This window comes from Pseudomonas sp. AC136 (assembly GCF_979258585.1).
Window position 1 is genome coordinate 2664145 of record NZ_OZ409865.1, and the last position, 20856, is coordinate 2685000.

At 61.5% G+C, this 20856-nt stretch carries 16 protein-coding genes and 2 rRNA genes (1 of these 18 only partly in view); 5 read left to right on the top strand and 13 right to left on the bottom strand.

What is annotated here, in order from left to right:
- Positions 1–36 precede the first annotated feature (36 nt).
- Positions 37–918 (bottom strand): DMT family transporter, encoded by an 882-nt coding sequence (locus ACZZZU_RS12040; protein WP_122493372.1) that lies wholly within the window; start codon positions 916–918, stop codon positions 37–39.
- A gap of 240 nt (positions 919–1158) precedes the next feature.
- Between ACZZZU_RS12040 and ACZZZU_RS12045 the strand changes: the two genes are divergently transcribed.
- Positions 1159–2427 (top strand): OprD family porin, encoded by a 1269-nt coding sequence (locus tag ACZZZU_RS12045; protein ID WP_463550717.1) that lies wholly within the window; start codon positions 1159–1161, stop codon positions 2425–2427.
- 265 nt (positions 2428–2692) lie between these two features.
- Positions 2693–3523 carry an aldo/keto reductase gene (locus ACZZZU_RS12050; RefSeq protein WP_463550718.1) on the top strand — a complete coding sequence of 277 codons (831 nt, stop codon included), beginning with the start codon at positions 2693–2695 and terminating at the stop codon, positions 3521–3523.
- A gap of 269 nt (positions 3524–3792) precedes the next feature.
- Here the strand turns inward: ACZZZU_RS12050 and pcaC are convergent, their stop codons facing one another.
- The 7 genes from pcaC to ACZZZU_RS12085 form a co-directional block, all read right to left on the bottom strand.
- The gene (gene pcaC, locus ACZZZU_RS12055) at positions 3793–4185 is read right to left on the bottom strand and encodes a 4-carboxymuconolactone decarboxylase (protein WP_463550719.1); all 393 of its coding nucleotides are present in this window, start codon (positions 4183–4185) and stop codon (positions 3793–3795) included.
- Between the two features lie 17 nt (positions 4186–4202).
- Positions 4203–4991 (bottom strand): 3-oxoadipate enol-lactonase, encoded by a 789-nt coding sequence (gene pcaD / locus ACZZZU_RS12060; protein WP_463550720.1) that lies wholly within the window; start codon positions 4989–4991, stop codon positions 4203–4205.
- A 9-nt stretch (positions 4992–5000) separates the two neighbouring features.
- A complete protein-coding gene (locus ACZZZU_RS12065) occupies positions 5001–6353 on the bottom strand; it encodes a 3-carboxy-cis,cis-muconate cycloisomerase (RefSeq protein WP_463550721.1) in 1353 nt (450 codons plus the stop codon).
- Positions 6354–6494: 141 nt separating this feature from the next.
- On the bottom strand, positions 6495–7784 hold the full coding sequence (locus tag ACZZZU_RS12070; protein ID WP_463540276.1) for an MFS family transporter: 1290 nt from the start codon (positions 7782–7784) through the stop codon (positions 6495–6497).
- 164 nt (positions 7785–7948) lie between these two features.
- Positions 7949–9154: a 3-oxoadipyl-CoA thiolase gene (gene pcaF / locus ACZZZU_RS12075; protein ID WP_463550722.1), complete on the bottom strand. Its 1206-nt coding sequence runs from the start codon at positions 9152–9154 to the stop codon at positions 7949–7951.
- Positions 9151–9933, bottom strand: coding sequence for a CoA-transferase subunit beta (locus tag ACZZZU_RS12080; protein WP_463383998.1), 783 nt, complete (start codon positions 9931–9933; stop codon positions 9151–9153). The genes pcaF and ACZZZU_RS12080 overlap by 4 nt, the downstream gene beginning before the upstream one ends.
- On the bottom strand, positions 9933–10796 hold the full coding sequence (locus tag ACZZZU_RS12085; protein WP_463550723.1) for a CoA transferase subunit A: 864 nt from the start codon (positions 10794–10796) through the stop codon (positions 9933–9935). Before ACZZZU_RS12085 ends, ACZZZU_RS12080 begins: the two co-directional genes overlap by 1 nt.
- 261 nt (positions 10797–11057) lie before the next feature.
- On the opposite strand from ACZZZU_RS12085, the gene mksB reads away from it, so the two are divergent.
- The 3 genes from mksB to mksF are packed head-to-tail and all read left to right on the top strand — an operon-like array spanning position 11058 to position 15898.
- On the top strand, positions 11058–12299 hold the full coding sequence (mksB, locus tag ACZZZU_RS12090; protein WP_463550724.1) for an Mks condensin complex protein MksB: 1242 nt from the start codon (positions 11058–11060) through the stop codon (positions 12297–12299).
- Positions 12300–12332: 33 nt separating this feature from the next.
- Positions 12333–13079, top strand: a complete 747-nt coding sequence (mksE, locus tag ACZZZU_RS12095; RefSeq protein ID WP_463540279.1) for an Mks condensin complex protein MksE — start codon at positions 12333–12335, stop codon at positions 13077–13079.
- Positions 13076–15898: an Mks condensin complex protein MksF gene (gene mksF, locus ACZZZU_RS12100; RefSeq protein WP_463550725.1), complete on the top strand. Its 2823-nt coding sequence runs from the start codon at positions 13076–13078 to the stop codon at positions 15896–15898. The genes mksE and mksF overlap by 4 nt, the downstream gene beginning before the upstream one ends.
- A 274-nt stretch (positions 15899–16172) precedes the next feature.
- On the opposite strand, the gene ACZZZU_RS12105 is transcribed toward mksF, so the two are convergent.
- From ACZZZU_RS12105 to ACZZZU_RS12125, 5 genes are all read right to left on the bottom strand, one after another.
- Positions 16173–18473: a PqiB family protein gene (locus ACZZZU_RS12105; RefSeq protein ID WP_463552134.1), complete on the bottom strand. Its 2301-nt coding sequence runs from the start codon at positions 18471–18473 to the stop codon at positions 16173–16175.
- Positions 18466–19092, bottom strand: a complete 627-nt coding sequence (locus ACZZZU_RS12110) for a paraquat-inducible protein A (RefSeq protein ID WP_463550726.1) — start codon at positions 19090–19092, stop codon at positions 18466–18468. The genes ACZZZU_RS12105 and ACZZZU_RS12110 overlap by 8 nt, the downstream gene beginning before the upstream one ends.
- Positions 19079–19738, bottom strand: coding sequence for a paraquat-inducible protein A (locus tag ACZZZU_RS12115; RefSeq protein WP_122493386.1), 660 nt, complete (start codon positions 19736–19738; stop codon positions 19079–19081). The genes ACZZZU_RS12110 and ACZZZU_RS12115 overlap by 14 nt, the downstream gene beginning before the upstream one ends.
- A 293-nt stretch (positions 19739–20031) precedes the next feature.
- Positions 20032–20147 (bottom strand): 5S ribosomal RNA (rrf, locus tag ACZZZU_RS12120).
- Positions 20148–20289: 142 nt separating this feature from the next.
- Positions 20290–20856: ribosomal RNA gene (locus ACZZZU_RS12125) — 23S ribosomal RNA — on the bottom strand (it continues 2323 nt past the right edge of the window).

Genomic DNA, 20856 nt, shown 5'->3' on the forward strand with positions numbered 1-20856 from the left:
AAAAAAGGCCCTACGGGGCCTTTTTTCGCGACTGATTTACCGCCGCTTCTGCAACCACGCCGCCGCCAGCCCGCTCAGGCAAATAATGGCGATACCGAGCAAGGCGCTGAATGAAGGCGTATGGCTGAACACCACAAACCCCAGCAGCCCGGCGAACACGATCTGACAGTAGCCAAACGGCGCCAGCAAGGCCGGTGCGGCGTAGCGGAAGGCTTGGGTGAGCATCAGGTGCGCCGTCATACCGCAGGTGCCGAGGGCAATCATTAAAAGCGCGTGGCCCCAGGTCGGCACTTGCCAGAAGAACGGCACCAGCAAGCTGACCAGCACGGTGTTGCACAGGCCGGCGAAGAAGTTACTCGTGGTCGGGCTGTCGTAATTGGCGAGAATGCGCGTGAGGATCTGGTACACGCCAAAACACAGCGCCGAGCCGAACGGCAGCAGCACGGCGGGGGTGAACAGCTCGCCGCCCGGATGGACGATCACCAACACCCCGGAAAACCCCACCAACACCGCCGCCCATTGGCCGCGCGTCACCCGCTCGCCCAGCAGCGGCACCGATAAAGCGGTCACCAGCAACGGCGCCAGAAAGTTCACCGCCGTGGCTTCGGCGAGCGGGATGTATCGGATGCCGGTGGTGAATAACAAGCTCGTGCCGAGCAGACACAACGCCCGAATAATCTGCAAACCGGGGCGCTTACTGCGCAACACGCGCAGGCCCGATTGCGGCAGGAAGATGCCCGCCATCAACAGCGTGTGCACCACATAACGCGCCCACACCACCATCACCACGGGGTAAAACCCGGACAGGTATTTGGACAATGCGTCGTGGCTGGCAAACAGAAACGTGGCCAGAAGAATCAGGGCAATGCCGCGAAACGGCTGCTGGGCGGTAGTCAGCGGGGAGCTGGGCAAACTCATGGGGCTCCGAGAGGGCTGCGATCAAACGTCGAATTAGCTTACAGGCCGCTGCAACTATAGGAGTTACGGCCGCCGCTCACGAATGTACTACCTGGTTAATTACCGTTCGATAATCGCCCAAAATGGCCTTTACCGAATTGAACCCTCCGCAGGCTCCTTCCACTATGCCTGCACATTGAACGCCACCGCCAAGCGGACCGGCGCTGCGATGACCGATAAATACAAAAAAGGTCTACTTCGATGCTGCACATCTCGTCCAAGGGCGCGCTGCGCTCTGTTCACGCTCCTGCTCTGATCGCGCTGGCCGTCGCCGGGTTCACCCAAGTGAGCCAGGCCGAAGGGTTTCTCGACGACACCAAGGCCACGCTGAATTTTCGTAACGCCTACTTCAACCGCAACTTCACCAACCCTGACAACGCGCAGGCGAAGGCTGAAGAGTGGACGCAAAACTTCATTCTCGACGTGAAATCCGGCTACACCCCAGGCCCGGTTGGCTTTGGCGTGGATGTGCTGGGCCTGTACTCGTTGAAACTGGATGGCGGCCGGGGCACCGCCAACACCCAGCTGCTGCCGGTACACAGTGACGGTCGCCCGGCCGACGATTTCGGGCGCCTGGGCGTAGCGGCAAAAGCCAAGCTGTCGAAGACCGAATTGAAGGTCGGCGAGTGGATGCCGGTGCTGCCAATTCTGCGTTCCGACGATGGCCGCTCGCTGCCGCAAACCTTCCGTGGCGGCCAGGTGACCTCGCAGGAAATTGACGGCTTGACCTTGTACGGCGGCCAGTTCCGGCAGAACAGCCCGCGTAACGACGCGAGCATGGAAGACATGTCCATGAACGGGCGCGGCACTTTCCTTTCGGACCGCTTCAACTTTGCCGGCGGCGAATATTCCTTCAACGAAAAACGCACCACCGTCGGCGTCTGGTACGCCGAGTTGGAAGACATCTACCAGCAGCAATATTTCAACGTGCTGCACAGCCAACCGGTGGGCGACGTTACCCTCGGGGCCAACCTCGGCTACTTCATCGGCAAGGAAGACGGCAGCCAACTGGCCGGCGACCTCGACAACAAAACCGCCTTCGCCCTGCTCTCGGCCAAATACGGCGGCAGCACGTTTTATGTAGGCCTGCAAAAGGTCAGCGGCGACGATTTGTGGATGCGCGTCAACGGCACCAGCGGCGGCACCCTGGCGAACGACAGCTACAACTCCAGCTACGACAACGCTAAGGAAAAATCCTGGCAACTGCGGCATGACTTCAACTTCACCGCTGTCGGTGTGCCCGGCCTGACCCTGATGAACCGCTACATCAGCGGCGACAACGTGCACGTCGGCACCGTCACCGACGGCAAGGAATGGGGTCGTGAATCCGAGCTGGCGTACACCGTGCAGAGCGGCACGTTCAAGAACCTCAACTTCAAATGGCGCAACTCTTCCATGCGCCGCGACTTCAACGCCAACGAGTTTGACGAGAACCGTATTTTCGTTAGCTACCCGTTGTCGTTGCTGTAAGCCGAGCCCAACGCGCTACTGACTCCTCGTGTGAAAACACGTTAGCCCGTCCTTGTGACGGGCTTTTTTATGCCGATACGCGGCGCGGGTGACATCGCCGTCTACTGAACGAGCCTGGATCCCCGCGTTCGCGAGGATGACGGCGGCGAACGCGCGATCAGCTCGTAGGTTGGGTTGAGCCGCAGGCGAAGCCCAACATTTCCCAGACCGAACACCCCTTCACAAGCACAGTCCAACCTCAACAGCCATCACTAAGGGGCCTTCTATGGAAGCCATTACCACTCGCCACGGCCTGCACCTGCCAAAGCTCGGCCTTGGCACCTGGCGAATGCTCGGCGATGAATGCACGCGCACCGTGGAGCAGGCGCTGGAGCTGGGCTACCGCCACCTCGACACCGCCACCGCGTATGACAACGAAGCCTCCATCGGCAAAGCCCTGGCGCGCACCGCAGTTCCCCGCGAGCAGCTTCATGTCACCACCAAGGTCTGGTGGAACAAACTCGAACCACAGGCCATGCGCCAGTCCCTGGACGCCAGCCGCAAAGCCCTCGGGGATGACTGCCTCGACCTGTTTTTGATTCATTGGCCTGGCGATGCAAACGCCGGGTGGAACCTTGAACGCAGCATCGAAACGCTGGTGGCGCTGCGTGATGAAGGCAAGACCAAACAGATTGGCGTGGCCAACTTCAACGTCGCCCTGCTCAAACGCGCCGTGGTGGAAATGGGCGCGCCGCTGTCGGTGGTGCAGGTGGAATACCACGTGCTGCTCAACCAGCAACCGGTGCTCGACTTCGCCCGCCAGCACGGCATGGCGCTCACCGCTTACACACCGTTGGCGCGCGGCAAAGGCGCCGACACCGAGACGGTGCAACGCATTGCTGAGAAGCATGGCGTGCTGCCGAGTCAGATCGCCTTGGGCTGGGTGCTGGAACAGGACGGCGTGGCGGCGATTCCCAAATCCAACAGCCTGGAAAACCAGCGTGCGAATCTGGAGGCGTTGAAGGTCAGGCTGAACGATGAGGATCGGGCAGCGATTGCCGCGTTGCCCAAGGATGTGCGGATTGTGAACCCGGCGTTTGCGCCGGTTTGGGATTGAGGGCGCTGCGTTGGCCGCTGCCCTCTCCCCCAGCCCCTCTCCCGTAAACGGGCGAGGGGAGCCTTACCGAGTGAACCGAAACAACCCCGACCTGCCCGCTTGCGGGAGAGGGCTGGGGAGAGGGTTTTGCTCTACGGCCTCCCACAACCCAAGGTTTCCGGGGCTAAGGCCAGGCAAGGCGCCCCGCAGCTTTAAAGCGCAGCGTACTCAAGTACGTGAGCATTTAAAGCGAGGACGCAACGCAGCCTGGCCGACGACCCGGAGACCGGTCACCCCAAAGACTCAACCCCCATTTCATCCCATACTTCTTCGGCTAAGTGAAACGTCGCATTCGCCGCTGGAATCCCGCAGTAAATCGCGCTCTGCATCAGCACTTCCTTGATTTCCTCTCGCGTCACGCCATTGTTCTTGGCGGCCTTGAGGTGCAGTTTCAGTTCGCCTTCGCGGTTCATGCCGATGAGCATGGCGATGGTGATCAGGCTGCGGGTGTGGCGCGGCAGGCCGGGGCGGGTCCAGATGTCGCCCCAGGCGTGGCGGGTGATCATTTCCTGGAATTCTTCGTTGAACGGCGTGAGGTTTTTCAGACTGCGGTCGACGTGCGCGTCGCCCAATACTTCGCGGCGTACTTGCATGCCGGCGTCGTAGCGTTGTTTTTCGTCCATTGGATGGGTCGCCAAATTCAGTGGGTGAGGAAGTCGAGTACGGCCTGGCTGAAGGCATCGCCGGCTTCAACATTGGAAAGGTGCGCGGCGTGGAATTCGACCAGCTGCGCGCCAGCGACGCGCTCGACGATAAAGCGTCCGTCAGCCGGTGTGGTCACGGCATCTTCGGTGCCGCAGACCATCAGCAGCGGCAACGTGATGCTGCCCAGTTGCTCGCGGAAATCGGCGTCGCGCACGGCCGCGCAGTTAGCCGCGTACCCTTGCGGCGAGGTGGCGGCGAGCATGCCGACCACTGCTTCAACCTTGGCGGTTTCAGCCTCGGCAAACTCGGGTGTAAACCAGCGGGCGATGGAGGCATTGCGCAGCGCCAGCATCGCGGCCGGGCCGTCGCGCAGGACCATTTCGATGCGCGGATTCCACACATCCGGGCTGCCAATTTTCGCGGCGGTGTTGCACAGCACCACGCGTTTGAGGCGCTCGGGGGCGTTGATCGCCAGCCACTGACCAATCAAGCCGCCCATGGACAGACCGCAGAAGTAAGCCTGCTCAATGCTCAGCGCATCGAGCAAGGCCAGCACGTCGCGGCCGTTCTGTTCGATGCTGTAAATGCCTTCGGTGACCAGCGATTTGCCGTGGCCACGGGTGTCGTAACGCAGCACCTGAAAGTGCTGGCTGAACGCATCGACCTGCGCGTCCCACATGTGCAGGTCGGTGCCTAGCGAGTTGGACAGCACCAGCACCGGCAACGCGGCGTCGCCATCCAGGCGGTAGTGGAGTTCGCCATCGGCGAGGGTTACGGCAGGCATGAAACGCTCCTAAACACTGAGGACTTGATGGTCGGCAATGGCGCGCTGCACCCACAAACGCGCCTGGCCAAGGTAATGGGCGGGGTCGAGCAAATGGTCGAGTTCGTCGCTGCTGAGTTGGGCGCTGACTTCGGCGTTTTCGCCGAGCACTTGGCGCAAGTGCACGCCCTGCTCTACCGCCAGGCGGCAGCATTGTTCGAGCAGATGATGGGCCGCATCGCGACCGATGCGCTGGGCCAGGGTGATGCTCACGGCTTCGGCCAGCACCAGCCCTTGGGTGAGGTCCAGATTCTGGCGCATGCGTTCGGCATTCACCTCCAGGCCCGGCACCACCACGAGGGCTTGTTGCAGCGCGCCCGAGACCAGGCAGCACAGTTCCGGCAGGGTTTCCCATTCGGCATGCCAGAGGCCGAGGCTGCGCTCGTGTTCCTGTGGCATCGCCGCCAGCATGGTTGCGACCAGCCCCGGCGCGCGGGTGGCGGCGCCGATCAGCACGGCGCAGCTCACTGGGTTGCGTTTGTGCGGCATGGTCGAGGACCCGCCCTTGCCCGGCGCCGACGGTTCGAACACTTCGCCGGCTTCGGTTTGCATTAGCAGGCTCAGGTCCCGCCCGAGTTTGCCCAGGGTGCCGGCGAGCAGGCCCAGCCAACTGGCGAACTCCACCAGCCGATCACGCTGGGTGTGCCAGGGCTGTTCCGGCAGGCGCAGGTTCAACTCGCTAGCGAGCGCTTCGGCCGCGGGCATGGCCTGGTCGCCCAGCGCCGCGAGGCTGCCCGAGGCGCCGCCAAATTGCAGCACCAACAGGCGCGGTTTCAGCTCGGCCAAGCGTTGGCGATGGCGGGTAATGGCGCCCAGCGTGCTGGCGATTTTCATGCCCAAGGTTACGGGCGTGGCGTGTTGCAGCCAGGTGCGCCCGGCCATCGGCGTGGTGCAGTGCAGGCTGGCCTGACTGGCAAGGGCGTTGCCCAGGTGCGCGAGGTCAGCTTCCAACAGCTCGATGGCGCTGCGCAGTTGCAGCACCAGGCCGCTGTCCATCACATCCTGGCTGGTGGCGCCGAGGTGAACGTAGCGCTCGGCTTCCTGGCTGACGCCGGCAATCTGTTTGCCCAGCGCCTTCACCAGCGGAATCGCCGAGTTGCCGGCTGTGGCGATGGCGGTGGCTAGGTTATCCACGTCGAACAATTCGGCGCGGCAGGCGCCTTCGATGGGCGCCACGGCTTCAGCGGGAATTAGGCCAATGCTGCTTTGCGCGCGGGCCAGCGCCGCCTCGAAATCGAGCATGCCCTGCAGCCGCCCGGCGTCGGAGAAAACCGCGCGCATGGCGGGCTGGGTGAAGTAGGTGTCGAACAACTTGTTGCTCATACATCGTCCTTAAAAGATCACCGTCGGGGGCAAGAAAGGGAAGCGCGCAGGGTAACTGTGGGAGAGGCTTCAGCCTCGATGCTTTCGATCGAAAAGCATCGAGGCTAAAGCCTCTCCTACATAACAAGTGCCCAATCTTACCTAGTGATCGTGATGCAAATACGCCGCCTGCTTAGGCAACCGCAGGCTGAACAGGAAGGCCACGGCCATCATGGCGGTGACGTACCAGTAGAAAGTGTTTTCCATGCCGATGCTTTTCAGCCCCAGCGCCACGTATTCCGCCGAGCCGCCGAACATGGCATTCGCCACGGCATAAGCCAGGCCCACGCCCAGGGCGCGCACTTGCGGCGGGAACATTTCGGCTTTCACCAGGCCGCTGATCGAGGTGTAGAAACTGACGATGGCCAAGGCCAGGGTGATCAGCACAAACGCCAGGAACGGACTGCTGACGGTTTTCAGCGTGAGCAGAATGGGCACGGTGAACAACGTACCCAGCGCGCCGAACCAAAGCATCGACGTGCGGCGGCCGATCTTGTCGGAAAGCATGCCGAACAGCGGCTGCATGCACATGTACAGGAACAGCGCGCCGGTCATGATGTAGCTCGCGGTTTTCGCGTGCATGCCGGCGGTGTTCACCAGGTACTTCTGCATGTAGGTGGTGAAGGTGTAGAAAATCAGCGAGCCGCCAGCGGTGTAACCGAGCACGGTGATGAAGGCGGCTTTGTGGTGCTTGAACAGCGCGGCCATGCTGCCGGCGTCTTTGTCGGCGCGCTGCTCGGCGGTGGTGGTTTCCTCAAGGCTGCGACGCAGCAACAGGGAAATCACCGCCGCCACGGCACCGACCACGAACGGAATACGCCAACCCCAGGCACGCAGTTCTTCTTCAGTGAGCAACTGCTGAAGCACCACCACCAGCGACACCGCCAACAGTTGCCCGCCGATCAGGGTTACGTACTGGAACGAGGCGAAGAAGCCGCGCTGGCCGCGTAATGCCACTTCGCTCATGTAGGTAGCCGTGGTGCCGTACTCGCCGCCTACCGACAGCCCCTGGAACAGGCGCGCCATCAGCAACAGCGCCGGTGCCCAGGCGCCGATGCTGGCGTAGGTCGGCAGAAAGGCGATGACCAGTGAGCCGGCGCACATCATCAGCACCGAAATCATCATCGAGTTCTTGCGCCCGTGCTTGTCGGCAACCCGGCCGAACAGCCAGCCGCCAATCGGCCGCATCAAAAACCCAGCCGCGAAGACGCCGGCCGTGTTGAGCAGTTGAACCGTGGGGTCGTCCGAGGGGAAAAACGCAGGGGCAAAGTAGATGGCGCAGAAGGCATAGACGTAGAAGTCGAACCATTCCACCAGGTTGCCCGAGGAGGCACCGACAATGGCGAAGATCCGTTTGCGACGTTCTTCGCCGGTGTAATGCATGGTGGTCATATCTTGTTACTCGTTTGGGTGTATGCGTGAGTCTAGACCCACGTAACAGCGCCCCGTTCAAACCTAAGCGCAGCGGTGGTTGTGCAATGGCCATCGCGGCTAAAGCCGCTCCCACAAGAACCGCATCCCTGTGGGAGCGGCTTTAGCCGCGATATTTGCAGCCGTTACACCGCTTCAAAGGCAATCGCCAACCCCTGCCCCACGCCTACACACATGGTCGCCAGGCCCAGCTTGCCGCCGGTCTTCTGCAGGTGATGCACCGCCGTCAGCACCAAACGATTGCCGCTCATGCCCAGCGGGTGACCCAGAGCGATGGCGCCGCCGTTGGGATTCACCTTGGCGCTGTCGTCAGCCAACCCCAGCTCGCGAACTACCGCCAGCCCTTGCGCGGCAAACGCTTCGTTGAGTTCGATGACGTCAAAAGCGTCGATAGACAGGTTCAGGCGTTCGAGCAATTTGCGCACGGCGGGAACCGGACCGATGCCCATCACCCGTGGTGCCACCCCGCCGCTGGCCATGCCCAGCACTTTGGCGCGCGGCGTAAGGCCGAATTTTTTCACGGCGTCGGCCGAGGCAAGAATCATCGCCGACGCGCCATCGTTGAGGCCCGAGGCGTTGCCGGCGGTCACGGTTTTATCCGCGCCGTTAACCGGTTTCAATTTGGCCAGGGCTTCGGCCGAGGTGTCGGCACGCGGGTGCTCATCGACGCTGAAGGTGGTGTCGCCCTTTTTGCCCTTGATGACCACCGGCACGATTTCTTCGGCGAAGAAGCCTGCCTCTTGTGCGGCGGCGGCGCGCTGCTGGCTGCGCAGGGCGAAGGCGTCCTGGTCGGCGCGGCTGACGCTGTAGTCTTCGGCGACGTTATCGCCCGTGACCGGCATGGGGTCGACGCCGTACTGCTCTTTCATCAGCGGGTTGATAAAGCGCCAGCCGAGGGTGGTGTCTTCCAGTTTCTGGCCACGGCCAAAGGCGCCGGCGGCCTTGCCCATCACATAGGGCGCGCGGGTCATCGACTCCACGCCGGCGGCAATGGCCAGTTCCATTTCACCCGTGGCGATGGCGCGAAACGCCGCGCCCACTGCTTCCATGCCCGAGGCACACAGGCGATTGAGCGTTACGCCGGGCACGCTTTCGGGCAGGCCCGCCAACAACGCGGCCATGCGCGCGACGTTGCGGTTGTCCTCGCCCGATTGGTTGGCGCAGCCCATGAACACTTCGTCCACAGCGTTCCAGTCGACCTGCGGATTGCGCTCGATCAGCGACTTCAGCGGAATCGCCGCCAGGTCATCGGCACGCACCGGCGACAGCCCGCCGTTGAGGCGACCAATCGGGGTGCGCACGGCATCGCAAATAAAGACGTCGCGGGTCATTCCTCACCTCCGGCCTGACCATGGGCGGCCGCCGTGCGTGCTTCGAGCGCACGCAGCGCTTCCAGCTCGTGGGCTTGCGGCGCTTGGGTGACGCCAACTTGGTCGGCGAAACGAATCGCCCAGCCCGTGGCTTCCACCACCTGCTCGCGGGTTACGCCCGGGTGCAGCGAGGTCACGATAAATTCATTGCTGCCGGCTTCCGGCTCCATGATGCACAGGTCGGTGATGATGCCGACCGGGCCTTTGCCCGGCAGGCCGAGGCGCTGGCGATGGTCGCCGCCTTCACCGAAACCGACCGAGGTCACGAAGGCCAGCTTGTCGACAAAGGTGCGGTGCGATTGCTTGAGAATGATCAGCACCGACTTGGCCGAGCCGGCAATTTCCGGCGCGCCACCGGCACCGGGCAGGCGCACTTTCGGCTTGTGGTAATCACCGATGACGGTGGTGTTGATGTTGCCGAACTTGTCGACCTGGGCGGCGCCGAGGAAGCCGACGTCAATGCGCCCGCCTTGCAGCCAGTAGCGGAAAATCTCGCCGGTGGGCACCACGGTGTCAGCGGTTTCGGCCAGCTCGCCGTCGCCAATGGAGAGCGGCAATACGGTGGGTTTGGCGCCGATGGGGCCGGACTCGTAAATCAGAACCACGTCGGGCGATGACGTCAGGCGCGCAAGGTTAGCGGCCTTGGAAGGCAGACCGATGCCGACAAAACACACCGAGCCATTTTTCAGGCGGCGGGCGGCGGCGACGGTCATCATTTCGTTAGTGCTGTAGTCGCTCATTATTTGGCCTCCGCGTGGTGCTTGCTGGCGAGCTTGTGCTGGAACGCGGCGAAGTCTTCGGTGCCTCGGATGTATTCGTCGATCCACGCGGTGAAGGCTTCGCGGTCGCGGGCGATGGGGTCCCAGGCTTGGTAGAAACGGTTGTCGCGCTCGTAGTAGCCGTGGGCGTACGACGGGTGTGCGCCGCCTGGCACCAGGCACACGGCGGTCAGCGCCCAGGTCGGCAGCACGCAGGCGTTCATTGGCGCTTGCAGGTCGTCGACAATTTCTTCAACGGTGACGATGCAGCGCTTGGCCGCCAGCGCTGCTTCTTTCTGCACGCCAAGAATGCCCCACAGCAGCACGTTGCCTTTGCGGTCGGCTTTTTGCGCGTGGATCACGGTTACGTCCGGACGCACCGACGGCACCGCCGCCAGCACTTCGCCGGTGAACGGGCAGGTAACAGATTTGATCAGCGGGTTGACCTTGGGCAGGTCGGAGCCGGCGTAGGCGCGCAGCACCGCGAACGGCAAACCGGACGCGCCGGCCACATAGGAGTTGGCCAGGTCGGCGTGGCTGTGTTCTTCAATTTCCAGGGCGTGCGGCCAGTCTTTTTCCACGGCGTCGCGCAGGCGATGCAGCGAACCCACGCCGGGGTTGCCGCCCCAGGAGAACACCAGGCGCTTGGCGCAGCCGGCGCCGATCAGCAGGTCGTAGACCAGGTCGGGGGTCATGCGCACCAGGGTCAGGTCTTTCTTGCCCTGGCGAATCAATTCATGGGACGCGGCAGTCGGAATCAGGTGGGTAAAACCTTCGAGGGCGACGGTGTCACCATCATGGACAAAGCGCTCGACCGCTTCGCGTAGAGACAGGAGTTCAGCCATGTTCGATCTCGTCTTGTTATCCGGGGCGCCTCGGAAAGGGGGTAGGCGCCGGGTGAGAAAACAGTACGCCGCGAGGGGTGGCGGAACAATCCGATAATCGACTATCCGTTCGATTATCGAACATTCGATTCGCCGTGGTTTCGCTCGAAAACCGTGGCCTGCCTTTGATCAGCCGAGAATGAAACGCACCGCTGTGCATGCAGTACAATCGCGACCTTTGCCCGGCGCCTGACTGCCTAAACCTGATTTGACTGAGCCCACATGATCGAGCCCAAGCGCGTACTGCGCGCCCTCGCTGAACACTGGACGTTACTCGAGCCGCTCTGCGAACGGTTCGACCAAGGCACCATGAGCCTGATCGAATTGCGCGCCCAACTGGCGGTGCAACTGGTGCAAAGCACCCCCGCCGACATCACCGGCCTGCTGGACACCTGGATCCGCCTGGACATTCTGGTGCCAGTGGCCAAGAGCCCGAACCGCTTCGAGCTCAACGCGCAAATCCACGACTTTCTCGCCTACCTGCGCCGCGAGCACCGCCTGGGCTTGTGCCTGGAAATTGAAGCGTACCTGCGCCACCTCGAACGCCTGGCTGGCTACATTCAGGACGCCTTCGAGATTCGCGACGCCAACGACCTGGCCCGCCAGCTGCGCCTGCTCGACATGCGTGTACGCGACGTGCTGAAAAAACTCGCCAACGACGAGCAGGCACTGGTGGGCGTGGCCGACCGCGCCAAGACCAGCGACCGGCAGATTCCGCTGCGTCAGCGCTATGCCGAAGTGCTGGCGACCTGGGACGAATACGTCGAGCCGATGATTCAACTGGTAAACGCCGACGGCGCGTTCGAGCAAGGCGTGCGCCGCGTTGAGCAAGTGTTGTTGCGGTTACTGAGCGAACAGCATCGCCTCGGCCAACTGGTGGACGACGACCTGCTGCTGCGCACCCACGCGCGCATTCTGGAAATGCAAACCACCGCCCAGCTAACGCTGCGCCGCGCCCGCGAATTGCTGCTGCCGCTGCGTGAAGAAGCGCGCCGGCATAACGCCGTAACCCGTGGCGCCGCGCTGGCGTTGTCGGCCATCCGCCGCAAAGGGCTGGATGCCGTGCCGCAGGCGGCGCTGCCGCTTTTCACACGCCCGCAGAGCACCTTCCTCGGCAGCACCAGTCAGGTGGAGTCGTACGTTTACGCCCTGGCTCGCTTCGAGCCCAAACCCACGCAGTTCCCCAAGGCCAGCGGCGCGCGCAAAGGCGAAGCGCCAAAAGCGCCCCGCACCGCACGGGAAATGCTCGAGCGCTGCCAAAGCGCCTTGCCGATGCCCGACCTCATGGTGTGGCTGCTGGAGCAGGAGCCCGAAGGCGCCACCGACGAATTGCTGTACTGGTTTTCGCGCTTGTCGCGCGACGGCCGTTTCCAGCGTGAGCGCCTTGAGCGCCGCGACTATTACACCGCCGAGCACCAGGTCAGCCTGTGCTCCTTTGCGTTGGTGGCCAGCACCCATGCTTGAGCCCGTCGCCACTCTTTTTGAAGACTATTGCGCATGAATATCGACCTGTCCGAACTCAGCCACCTGGCGCCGATTTTCCGCGAGCTGTTCAAGGGTTATCACGTCAGCCACCGCGACGCCGAGCTGTACAGCCAACTCTCCAACCAGCAGGACGCCTACCGCGCGTTGTTCCGCGCGCTGGGTTTCGAGCTGGTGTGCGACACCCGTGGTTTCTACTATTTCGTGCCCGAGCAAATGGGCGCGCAGGTAAACAAAACCGCCCAGCGCCTGGCGCTGTTCACCTTCATTCTGGTGGAGCACCTGGCCGACCAGGGCCGTGACCCGCTGGCCGTCCTCGACGGCGGCAGCCTGGGCCGCGATGAGTTGCCACCGCTGCTGGAGAAATACCGCGACCTGTTTGTGCAGGCCGAGGTCACCACCCAGGAAGAGTTGGAAGAAAAGGTGATGCGCCGCATGACGCAGTTGGGTTTCGCCAACGAAGAAAACGGCGTGTACCGCTTCCTGCCGCCGATGCATCGCTTCCTCGACGTGTGCCTCTCGGTGCAACAAGACCGCGACCTGGCCGCCAGCCTGCACAGCGTATTGCCGCTGCCAACGCCGGCCTTGGTTGACGACGACAGCGGCGACGACATTCTGCTGATCGACGGCGAGCAGGACGACGACATTCCGCCGCTGCCCGCCATCGTCGACGCGCCGGTAGCTGTTGAAGAAGAAAGCGAAGAACAAGCCCTGGCCCGCGCCTTGGCTGAAGAGCGTGCCAATCAGGAGATCGATGCATGAGCCAGGAACGCTACGGTATCCGCCGCTTTGCCCTGCTAAACACCGCCGGTTACAGCCTGGGTTTGTTCCCGCTGGAACAACCGTTGTCGGTGTACGGCGCCAACAACCTGGGCAAAAGCGCCTCGATCAACGCCCTGCAATTCCCGATTCTGGCGCGTATGTCAGACATGAGCTTCGGCAAATACAGCCTCGAAGCGTCGCGCAAGTTCTACTTCGCCAGCGACACCAGTTACATCCTCGTTGAAGTGGCTCTGCCCCACGGCCCGCAGGTAATCGGCGTTGCCGGGCGCGGTCCGGGTGGCGGCTTCGGCCACCAGTTCTTCGCCTATGCCGGCGAGTTGCACCTAGAGCATTACCAGAAGAACGGCACCTGCCTGCGCCAGCGCGAGCTGTTTGCCAATCTGGAGCGGGAGAACATCAAGGCTTATGAACTGAAGCCGGAAGAACTGCGCCGGTTGCTCGTAGGCGGCCACACCTCGATTCCGCTGGACCTGACCCTGATCCCGCTGCGCTCCACCAGCGAGCAGAGTTTGAAGACCTTCCGCGCGCTTTTTATCAACCTGCTGCACATGCGCGAAATCACCGCGGCCAAGCTCAAGCAATTGTTCCTTGATGCGTTCGAACACAGCCTGCGTTCGGGTAGCGTCGATTACATTGCCGCGTGCGAAGAAGCCTTCCGCGACGTGCGCCGCATGGAAGCCGATTACCAATCACTGGTCGCGGCCGGGCCGCTGGTGGAAGCGCTGAGCGCCGGCGTGGCGCAACGTGAAGTGCTGCGCGGTAAGCTGCACCGCATTTCGCCGTTGCTCGATTCGCTGCTCGGCACGTGGCAAGACTATGCCGGCGCCCGCCGCGAAGAGCTGGTGATTCAGGCCGAGCATTACCGTGGCGAGCAAGACGGCTTGCAACACGAACAGCGCGGTGGCACCCAGGAGCTGATGCGCCTGGAACGTGAGATCAGCGAAATTCAGCGCTGGCTCGGCGAGTTCGGCGTACTGAAACATCGCTTCGCGCTGGTCGAGAACGCTCAGGTGTTGGAGCAACAATTGCTCGCTGCCAAAGATGCCCACGATGAACTGGCCGGCGCGCTGGCGCAGTCGCGGCAGTTCTCCAGCGAAGACCTGGACGAACGTCTGCGCGACTTGGAAAAACGCTTGAAGTCCGTGCGCCAACAACTGGAACACGCCGACAACAACAGCTACGCGCGCTTACGTGAAGAGTTCAGCCAGCAAGACGTCGAGCGCCTGATGCGCCTGTTCAACGGCGCGCTGTTCAGCCTGCCGTTGGGCGAGCATGGCATCGGCCTGGACGAAGACGGCAAATGGGTGAAGTCGCTGGAAGTGATTCTCGACGGGTTCAAAGCCGAGCGTTTTGAAGTGCCGGGCTTGAGCATCGACCTCAGCCATATCGAACCGCCTGCGCTGCAAGCCTTGGCCGACCGCGCCGCGTTACGCGATCAGAAAGAGCGTCTGGAAAAAGAGCTGAAACAGCTCAAGACGCAACAGAGCGTGGCCTCCGACCGCGCCGCCAGCAAAGCCCAGGCGGAGACCCTGTACAACCAGGTGCTTGACGCCCAGAAGGCACTGGAAGACTTCCGCCGCAGCCAGACCCTGGCCGTCGAAGAACCGAGCAAGCTTGAACAACTGGCCCAGGCCGAAGCCGCGCAGGACGACCTCAAGCGCGCCAGCGATGCGTTTACCGAGCGCGTGCAGCAACTCTCGGCCAAGCTGCAGTTGGTCGGCCGTCAGCTGGCCGATCTGGAAGCCAAGGAACGCACCCTGGAAGACGCCCTGCGTCGTCGCCAATTGCTGCCGGCCAACCTGCCCTTCGGCACGCCGTTTATGGAGCCGGTGGACGACTCGCTCGACAACCTGCTGCCGCTGCTTAACGACTATCAGGATGCGTGGCAGAGCCTGCAGCGCATCGACGGGCAGATTGACGCGCTGTACGCGCAGATTCGCCTCAAGGGCGTGGCCAAGTTCGACAGCGAAGATGACGTGGAGCGGCGCCTGCACTTGCTGATCAACGCCTACGCGCACCGTCAGGATGAAGCGCTGACCCTGGCCAAAGCCCGTCGTGCAGCCGTCACCGATATCGCCCGCACCCTGCGCAACATCCGCAGCGACTACGACAACCTCGAACACCAGTTGGCCCTGTTCAACCGCGAAATCAACCGCCGTCAGGTCTCCAACCTCGAAAGCTTCCGCATCGTGCTGGCGCCAAACAAAGACGCGCTCAAACACATCGACCAGATCATCCACAGCGCCGGCCAGTACGAAGAAGGCGAAACCCTGTCGGTGTTCGACCTCAACCAGTCGGCCGATCAGGACGTGCGCAACGAGGAAGCCAAGGAATACCTGGCTCGCCTGGTAGCCGCCAACCACAACCAGCTGGGGCTCAAAGACCTGTTCGAGCTGGCGTTCGAAATCACCAAAGTCGGCGGCCAGCCAATCGTGCACACCGACATCGACGGCGCCGCCTCGAACGGCACGACCATGACCATCAAAGCGCTGACCAACATGTACCTGCTGCTGCACCTGATGGACCGCGAACAAGCCGGCAAAGTGCGCCTGCCGTATTACCTCGACGAAGCCGCCGACATCGACGAACGCAACCAGCAAGCCCTGATCGAAACCAGCCTTCAGCTAGGCTTCGTGCCGATTCTGGCCAGCGTTAAACCGCAGGTGTGCGCACATGTAGCCATCGACCTGGAAGGCGGTAGCGGGCCGAACGGGATTTACATTGATGAAGCGGACTGGAAATACATCCGCCGGCATGAGCCGGTGGTGAAGGTTGAGGCGGTGGTTGAGCCGGCTTGAGGCGTCGGAAATTGTGATTGGATTGAGGGCCAATCGCGGCTAAAGCCGCTCCTACAAATTGCACAGTCCTGTAGGAGCGGCTTCAGCCGCGATGCTCTTGACCCAAAAAAGGGCCGCATAAGCGGCCCTTCTTTTTTTCAGCCCGACCACAAATCCAGATCGAGCGAGCTAGAGCAGAGCAAGGCGAAAACGTTCTTTGAAGCGGAGTTGGCTCAAGCCAATGAGCATTCAAATAACGTTTTCAACGCAGCTATGCCGACGCGCAGCCGATCGCTTATTTCCCCACAGAAATTTTGGGGGCCCACTTGAGCCACTCATCATTCGCCTCTTCGTTGAGGACAAACGTCTGCTCCGCCTTCGCTGGCGCACCCATCTGATCGCCCTCCGGCGTAGCGAATGCAATGCCGCCCTGCAGCAACGATTCCACCGATTCCGTGCGCACCTTGGCGCCTTTAAACAAGCCCCAATCCACTGAGAACCCACTAACGCTCCAGAAGCGGCTGCCGCCGCGAACCAGGGCGGCATAACGCGGTTCGATCAGGATGCGGATCAACACGCGGTCCGCCGTAGCGCCCAGTTCGATGCCGGTGACTTTGCCCACCTGAACTTCCCGGTAGGTGACGGGCACATCGGCTTTGATCGAGCCACGACGCGGCGCGCTCAGGGTCAGTTTCAAACCGCTTTCCTGGGTCGCCAACACCGGCGGCTCGTTCAACGCGACGAAGTTGGTCTGCGCCGCAGTGGCTTTGGCGGCCGGCTGTACTTGCAGGTATTGGCCGCTGACCAGGGTGTCGAGGTTGGCCGTGCGGATCAGGCCGAGCTCGGGTTTGACGACCCAGAACTGCGAGCCGACGCGGGCGACTTTGTCGGCGCTTTCGGTGATTCGTGCCGTCAACTGAACAGCTTGCAGGTCGTCGGTGAGGGCCACGGTTTCGACTTTGCCTAGATCTATGCCTTTGTAGCGAATGGGGGTGCCGGGCTTCAGGCCATCGCCGGAGTCGACGCGGATGTTGATGACGGTACCCTTCTGTAAGGCGTTTTCGCGGTCGGGGTGCAGGGTGAAGCGCTGTACCCGTTTGGTCGGCGCGGCTTTGGGGTCTGGCGTTTCAAAACTGATGCCACCGGCGAGCAGGGTTTGCAGGGATTCGCTTTTTACTGTGACGCCAGAGAGGCCGCCGCTCAGGGTGATGCCGCTGGCGTTCCAGAAGCGGGTGGAGTTGTTCACCAGATTGGCGTACTCCGGTTCGATGTGGACGCCAATGGCGACGCGCTTGCGGTCGCGCGCCAGTTGATAGCTTTGCACGGTGCCGACTTTGATTTGTTTGTAGAGCACGGGGCTGCCGACTTCGAGCGAGCCGAGTACATCGCTGTACAACACCAGATGCAGGCCAGGGGCGCTGAGGTCCAGCGGTGGGGCCTTGGCGCGGGCAACGAATTCACGGGCCGGCGGGTTGCCCTTCTCGCCCGGGCGCACGGCGATGTAGTTGCCTTTGACCAAGGCTTCGATACCGGTGATGCCAGCCAGGGAGATAACCGGTTTGACCACCCAGAATTCGGTGCCCTCCACCAGGTAGTCCTCGCTGCGCGGGTCCAGAGCAAGCTCGGCGGAAGCGGTGGCAAGGTCGTCGTTCATCTTCAGGGTTTTCAGCGTTCCGACCTGAATGCCCTTATACATAATCGGTGTGCGACCCGCTTGCAGCCCTTCGAAATCGCTGAGTTTCACATTGACCTTGATGCCGACCTGGGCGGCATCAAAATCTTCATACAGGCGGAAGGGCAGGCTTGGGTCGGTGGGCGGGCTGTCTTTGCGATGTTCCGGTGTAGCGAACGCGATGCCACCAGCAACGATGCTGGCGAGCGATTCGGTTCGCAGCTTGAAGCCGCCCAGATCCGCATTCACGGTCACGCCACTGGCGTTCCAGAAGCGCGTGTGTTTTCGCACCAATGAAGCGTATTGCGGCTGGATAAACACCTTCACTTCAACGGTGGTCTGGTCGGCGGCCAGGCTGTAGCTCTTCACCACGCCGACTTGGATTTGCTTGTAGAACACCGGGCTGTCGCGATTGAGCGAGCCCAGGCGCTCGGCCTTCAGGGTCAGATGCAGACCGGCCACAGAGTCGGCGATTGGCGGCACTTCGTTCAGTGCCGTGAATTTGCGCTCGGGCTCGCCGTCGCCTGGCGCTGCCGTGATGTAGTTGCCTGACACCAGGGTTTCCAACCCGGTGACGCCGGCCAGACTCACGCTCGGCTTAACTAACCAGAAGCGCGTGTTGGTGCGCAAAAACTGCTCTACGTCTTTGTCCATTTCGACCGTGGCAATAACGCCACGCCGGGCGCCGGTGTCATCCAGGGTGAGGGTCTTTACCTTGCCGACTGGCATGCCTTTGTAGATGACCTCGGTTTTGCCAGCCTGAATGCCATCGCCGGACGCGAAAATGATCTGAATGTCGATGCCCGCCTGTTCATAGGCGCGCCAGGCCAGCCAGCCGCCGATCAACAGTGCGATCAGGGGCAGCACCCAAATGGCAGACCAATTTGAGGCCGGCCGGATTTTGGCTTTGGGCAGATCATTCATCGTCATTGTCATCCGTTTCCGTGTTGTCCCAGAGCAAGCGCGGGTCGAAGGTGTGAGCGGCCAGCATGGTCAGAATCACCACGCTGGCAAAAGCAGCGGCGCCGTAACCAGGCTCGATGCTGGCCAGGCTGCCAAAGTTGACCAAGGCCACCAGAATGGCGATGACGAACACGTCGAGCATCGACCATCGGCCTATCCATTCAATAAAGCGGTACATCACGATGCGCTGGCGGGGCGTCATCGGCAGGCGGCGCTGCACCGAGTAGAGCAGCAAGCCAATGCCAACCAGCTTGAAGGTGGGCACCAGAATGCTGGCGATAAATACCACGGCGGCGATGGGGATCATGCCGTACTGCACCAGGGAGATCACGCCAGACATGATGGTGTCGGGCTCGCCTTTGCCGAGGGTGCTGACGGTCATGATCGGCAGAAGATTAGCCGGGATGTACAAGATTGCCGATGTCACCAACAGCGCCCAGGTGCGCTTCAGGCTGTTGGGGTTGCGGGCGTGGACGCTAGCACCGCAGCGGGTGCAGAACTGAGAGTGGGTGTCGGGCTCTTCTCTATTGAGCTGTTGGCATTCGTGGCACACCAGGATGCCGGCATCAATGGCTCGCATGGTCGCTCTCCCCGGACAGCGCTTCCCAGATTTGATGGGGCGTCATGGTGACTTCAAGCCAGACTTGTATCAGCAACAGGGCAACGAAACAGGCAAGACCAAACCCGAGCGTGACATCCGCCAGGCCGATGAGTTTGACGATGGAAACGAGGGTGCCCATCAAGTACACCTCGAGCATGCCCCATTCGCGCATATGGTGATAAATGCGGTAGAGCAGCAGGCCGTAGCTGCGGCCGAACTTCAGTTGGATGGAGAGCAGGACTAGAAATTGGCAAAGCAGCTTGAGCAGGGGAACCGCCATGCTGCAGAGGAACACGACCACGGCGACGCCTTGCATGCCGGAATTGTAGAGCGCGAGTACGCCGCTCCAAACTGTGTCGACGCTGCGCTGGCCGAGCAAGCTGAGCTCCATGATCGGCAAAAAATTCGCGGGGAAATACAACAGCAACGCCGCGATCACGAGCGCCATGCTGCGCTTCACCACTTTGGGGCGACTCATGTACAGCTCAAAGCCGCAGCGCGGACAATGCGCGCTGTCGCCGACGTTGAGCTCGGGTTTGAGCATCAGCAAATCACATTCATGGCAGGCGGTTAACGCCTCCAATGGCATCTCGGGCAACTCGCGAGCATCTGCAGCATCAGACATGAAAGAGCTCTAGTGAACGTGCCAAACAATGGGATATGAACGATTACGAACGGTTGCTGGCAATCGTAGACGCAATAAGGTGAGCGCGGCGACCGTTGCGTTGTGTCTTTGGACCGATAGGGTGGCAGAACTGCTGAGTTCTGCGCAGTTGGGGTCGAAAGCACGACTGGTTCTATTCCTCAGTTCCTTACTGGAAACGAGGCGCCTATCGGGGCCGTCGCCCCCGCTTCACTTTTCCGCGCCCAAAAACAAACCCCCTACCCGTTTTCACGAGTAGGGGGTTTGGAATTTAAGCTTGACGATGACCTACTCTCACATGGGGAGACCCCACACTACCATCGGCGATGCGTCGTTTCACTACTGAGTTCGGGATGGGATCAGGTGGTTCCAACGCTCTATGGTCGTCAAGCAATTCGGGTGGAGCGTCGCGTTAGCGCAGCTCCAAATTGGGTATGTGATGGTGTTGCGGGTAATTTGTGTGTTTGCCGAATTTTCGGTTTGTATCGTCTTCACACCGTCAATTTGCGCTAAGCAAATTGCTTGGGTGTTATATGGTCAAGCCTCACGGGCAATTAGTATGGGTTAGCTCAACGCCTCACAACGCTTACACACCCCACCTATCAACGTCGTAGTCTTCGACGGCCCTTTAGGGGATTCAAGATCCCAGTGAGATCTCATCTTGAGGCTAGTTTCCCGCTTAGATGCTTTCAGCGGTTATCTATTCCGAACATAGCTACCCGGCGATGCCACTGGCGTGACAACCGGAACACCAGAGGTTCGTCCACTCCGGTCCTCTCGTACTAGGAGCAGCCCCTCTCAAATCTCAAACGTCCACGGCAGATAGGGACCGAACTGTCTCACGACGTTCTAAACCCAGCTCGCGTACCACTTTAAATGGCGAACAGCCATACCCTTGGGACCGGCTTCAGCCCCAGGATGTGATGAGCCGACATCGAGGTGCCAAACACCGCCGTCGATATGAACTCTTGGGCGGTATCAGCCTGTTATCCCCGGAGTACCTTTTATCCGTTGAGCGATGGCCCTTCCATACAGAACCACCGGATCACTAAGACCTACTTTCGTACCTGCTCGACGTGTCTGTCTCGCAGTCAAGCGCG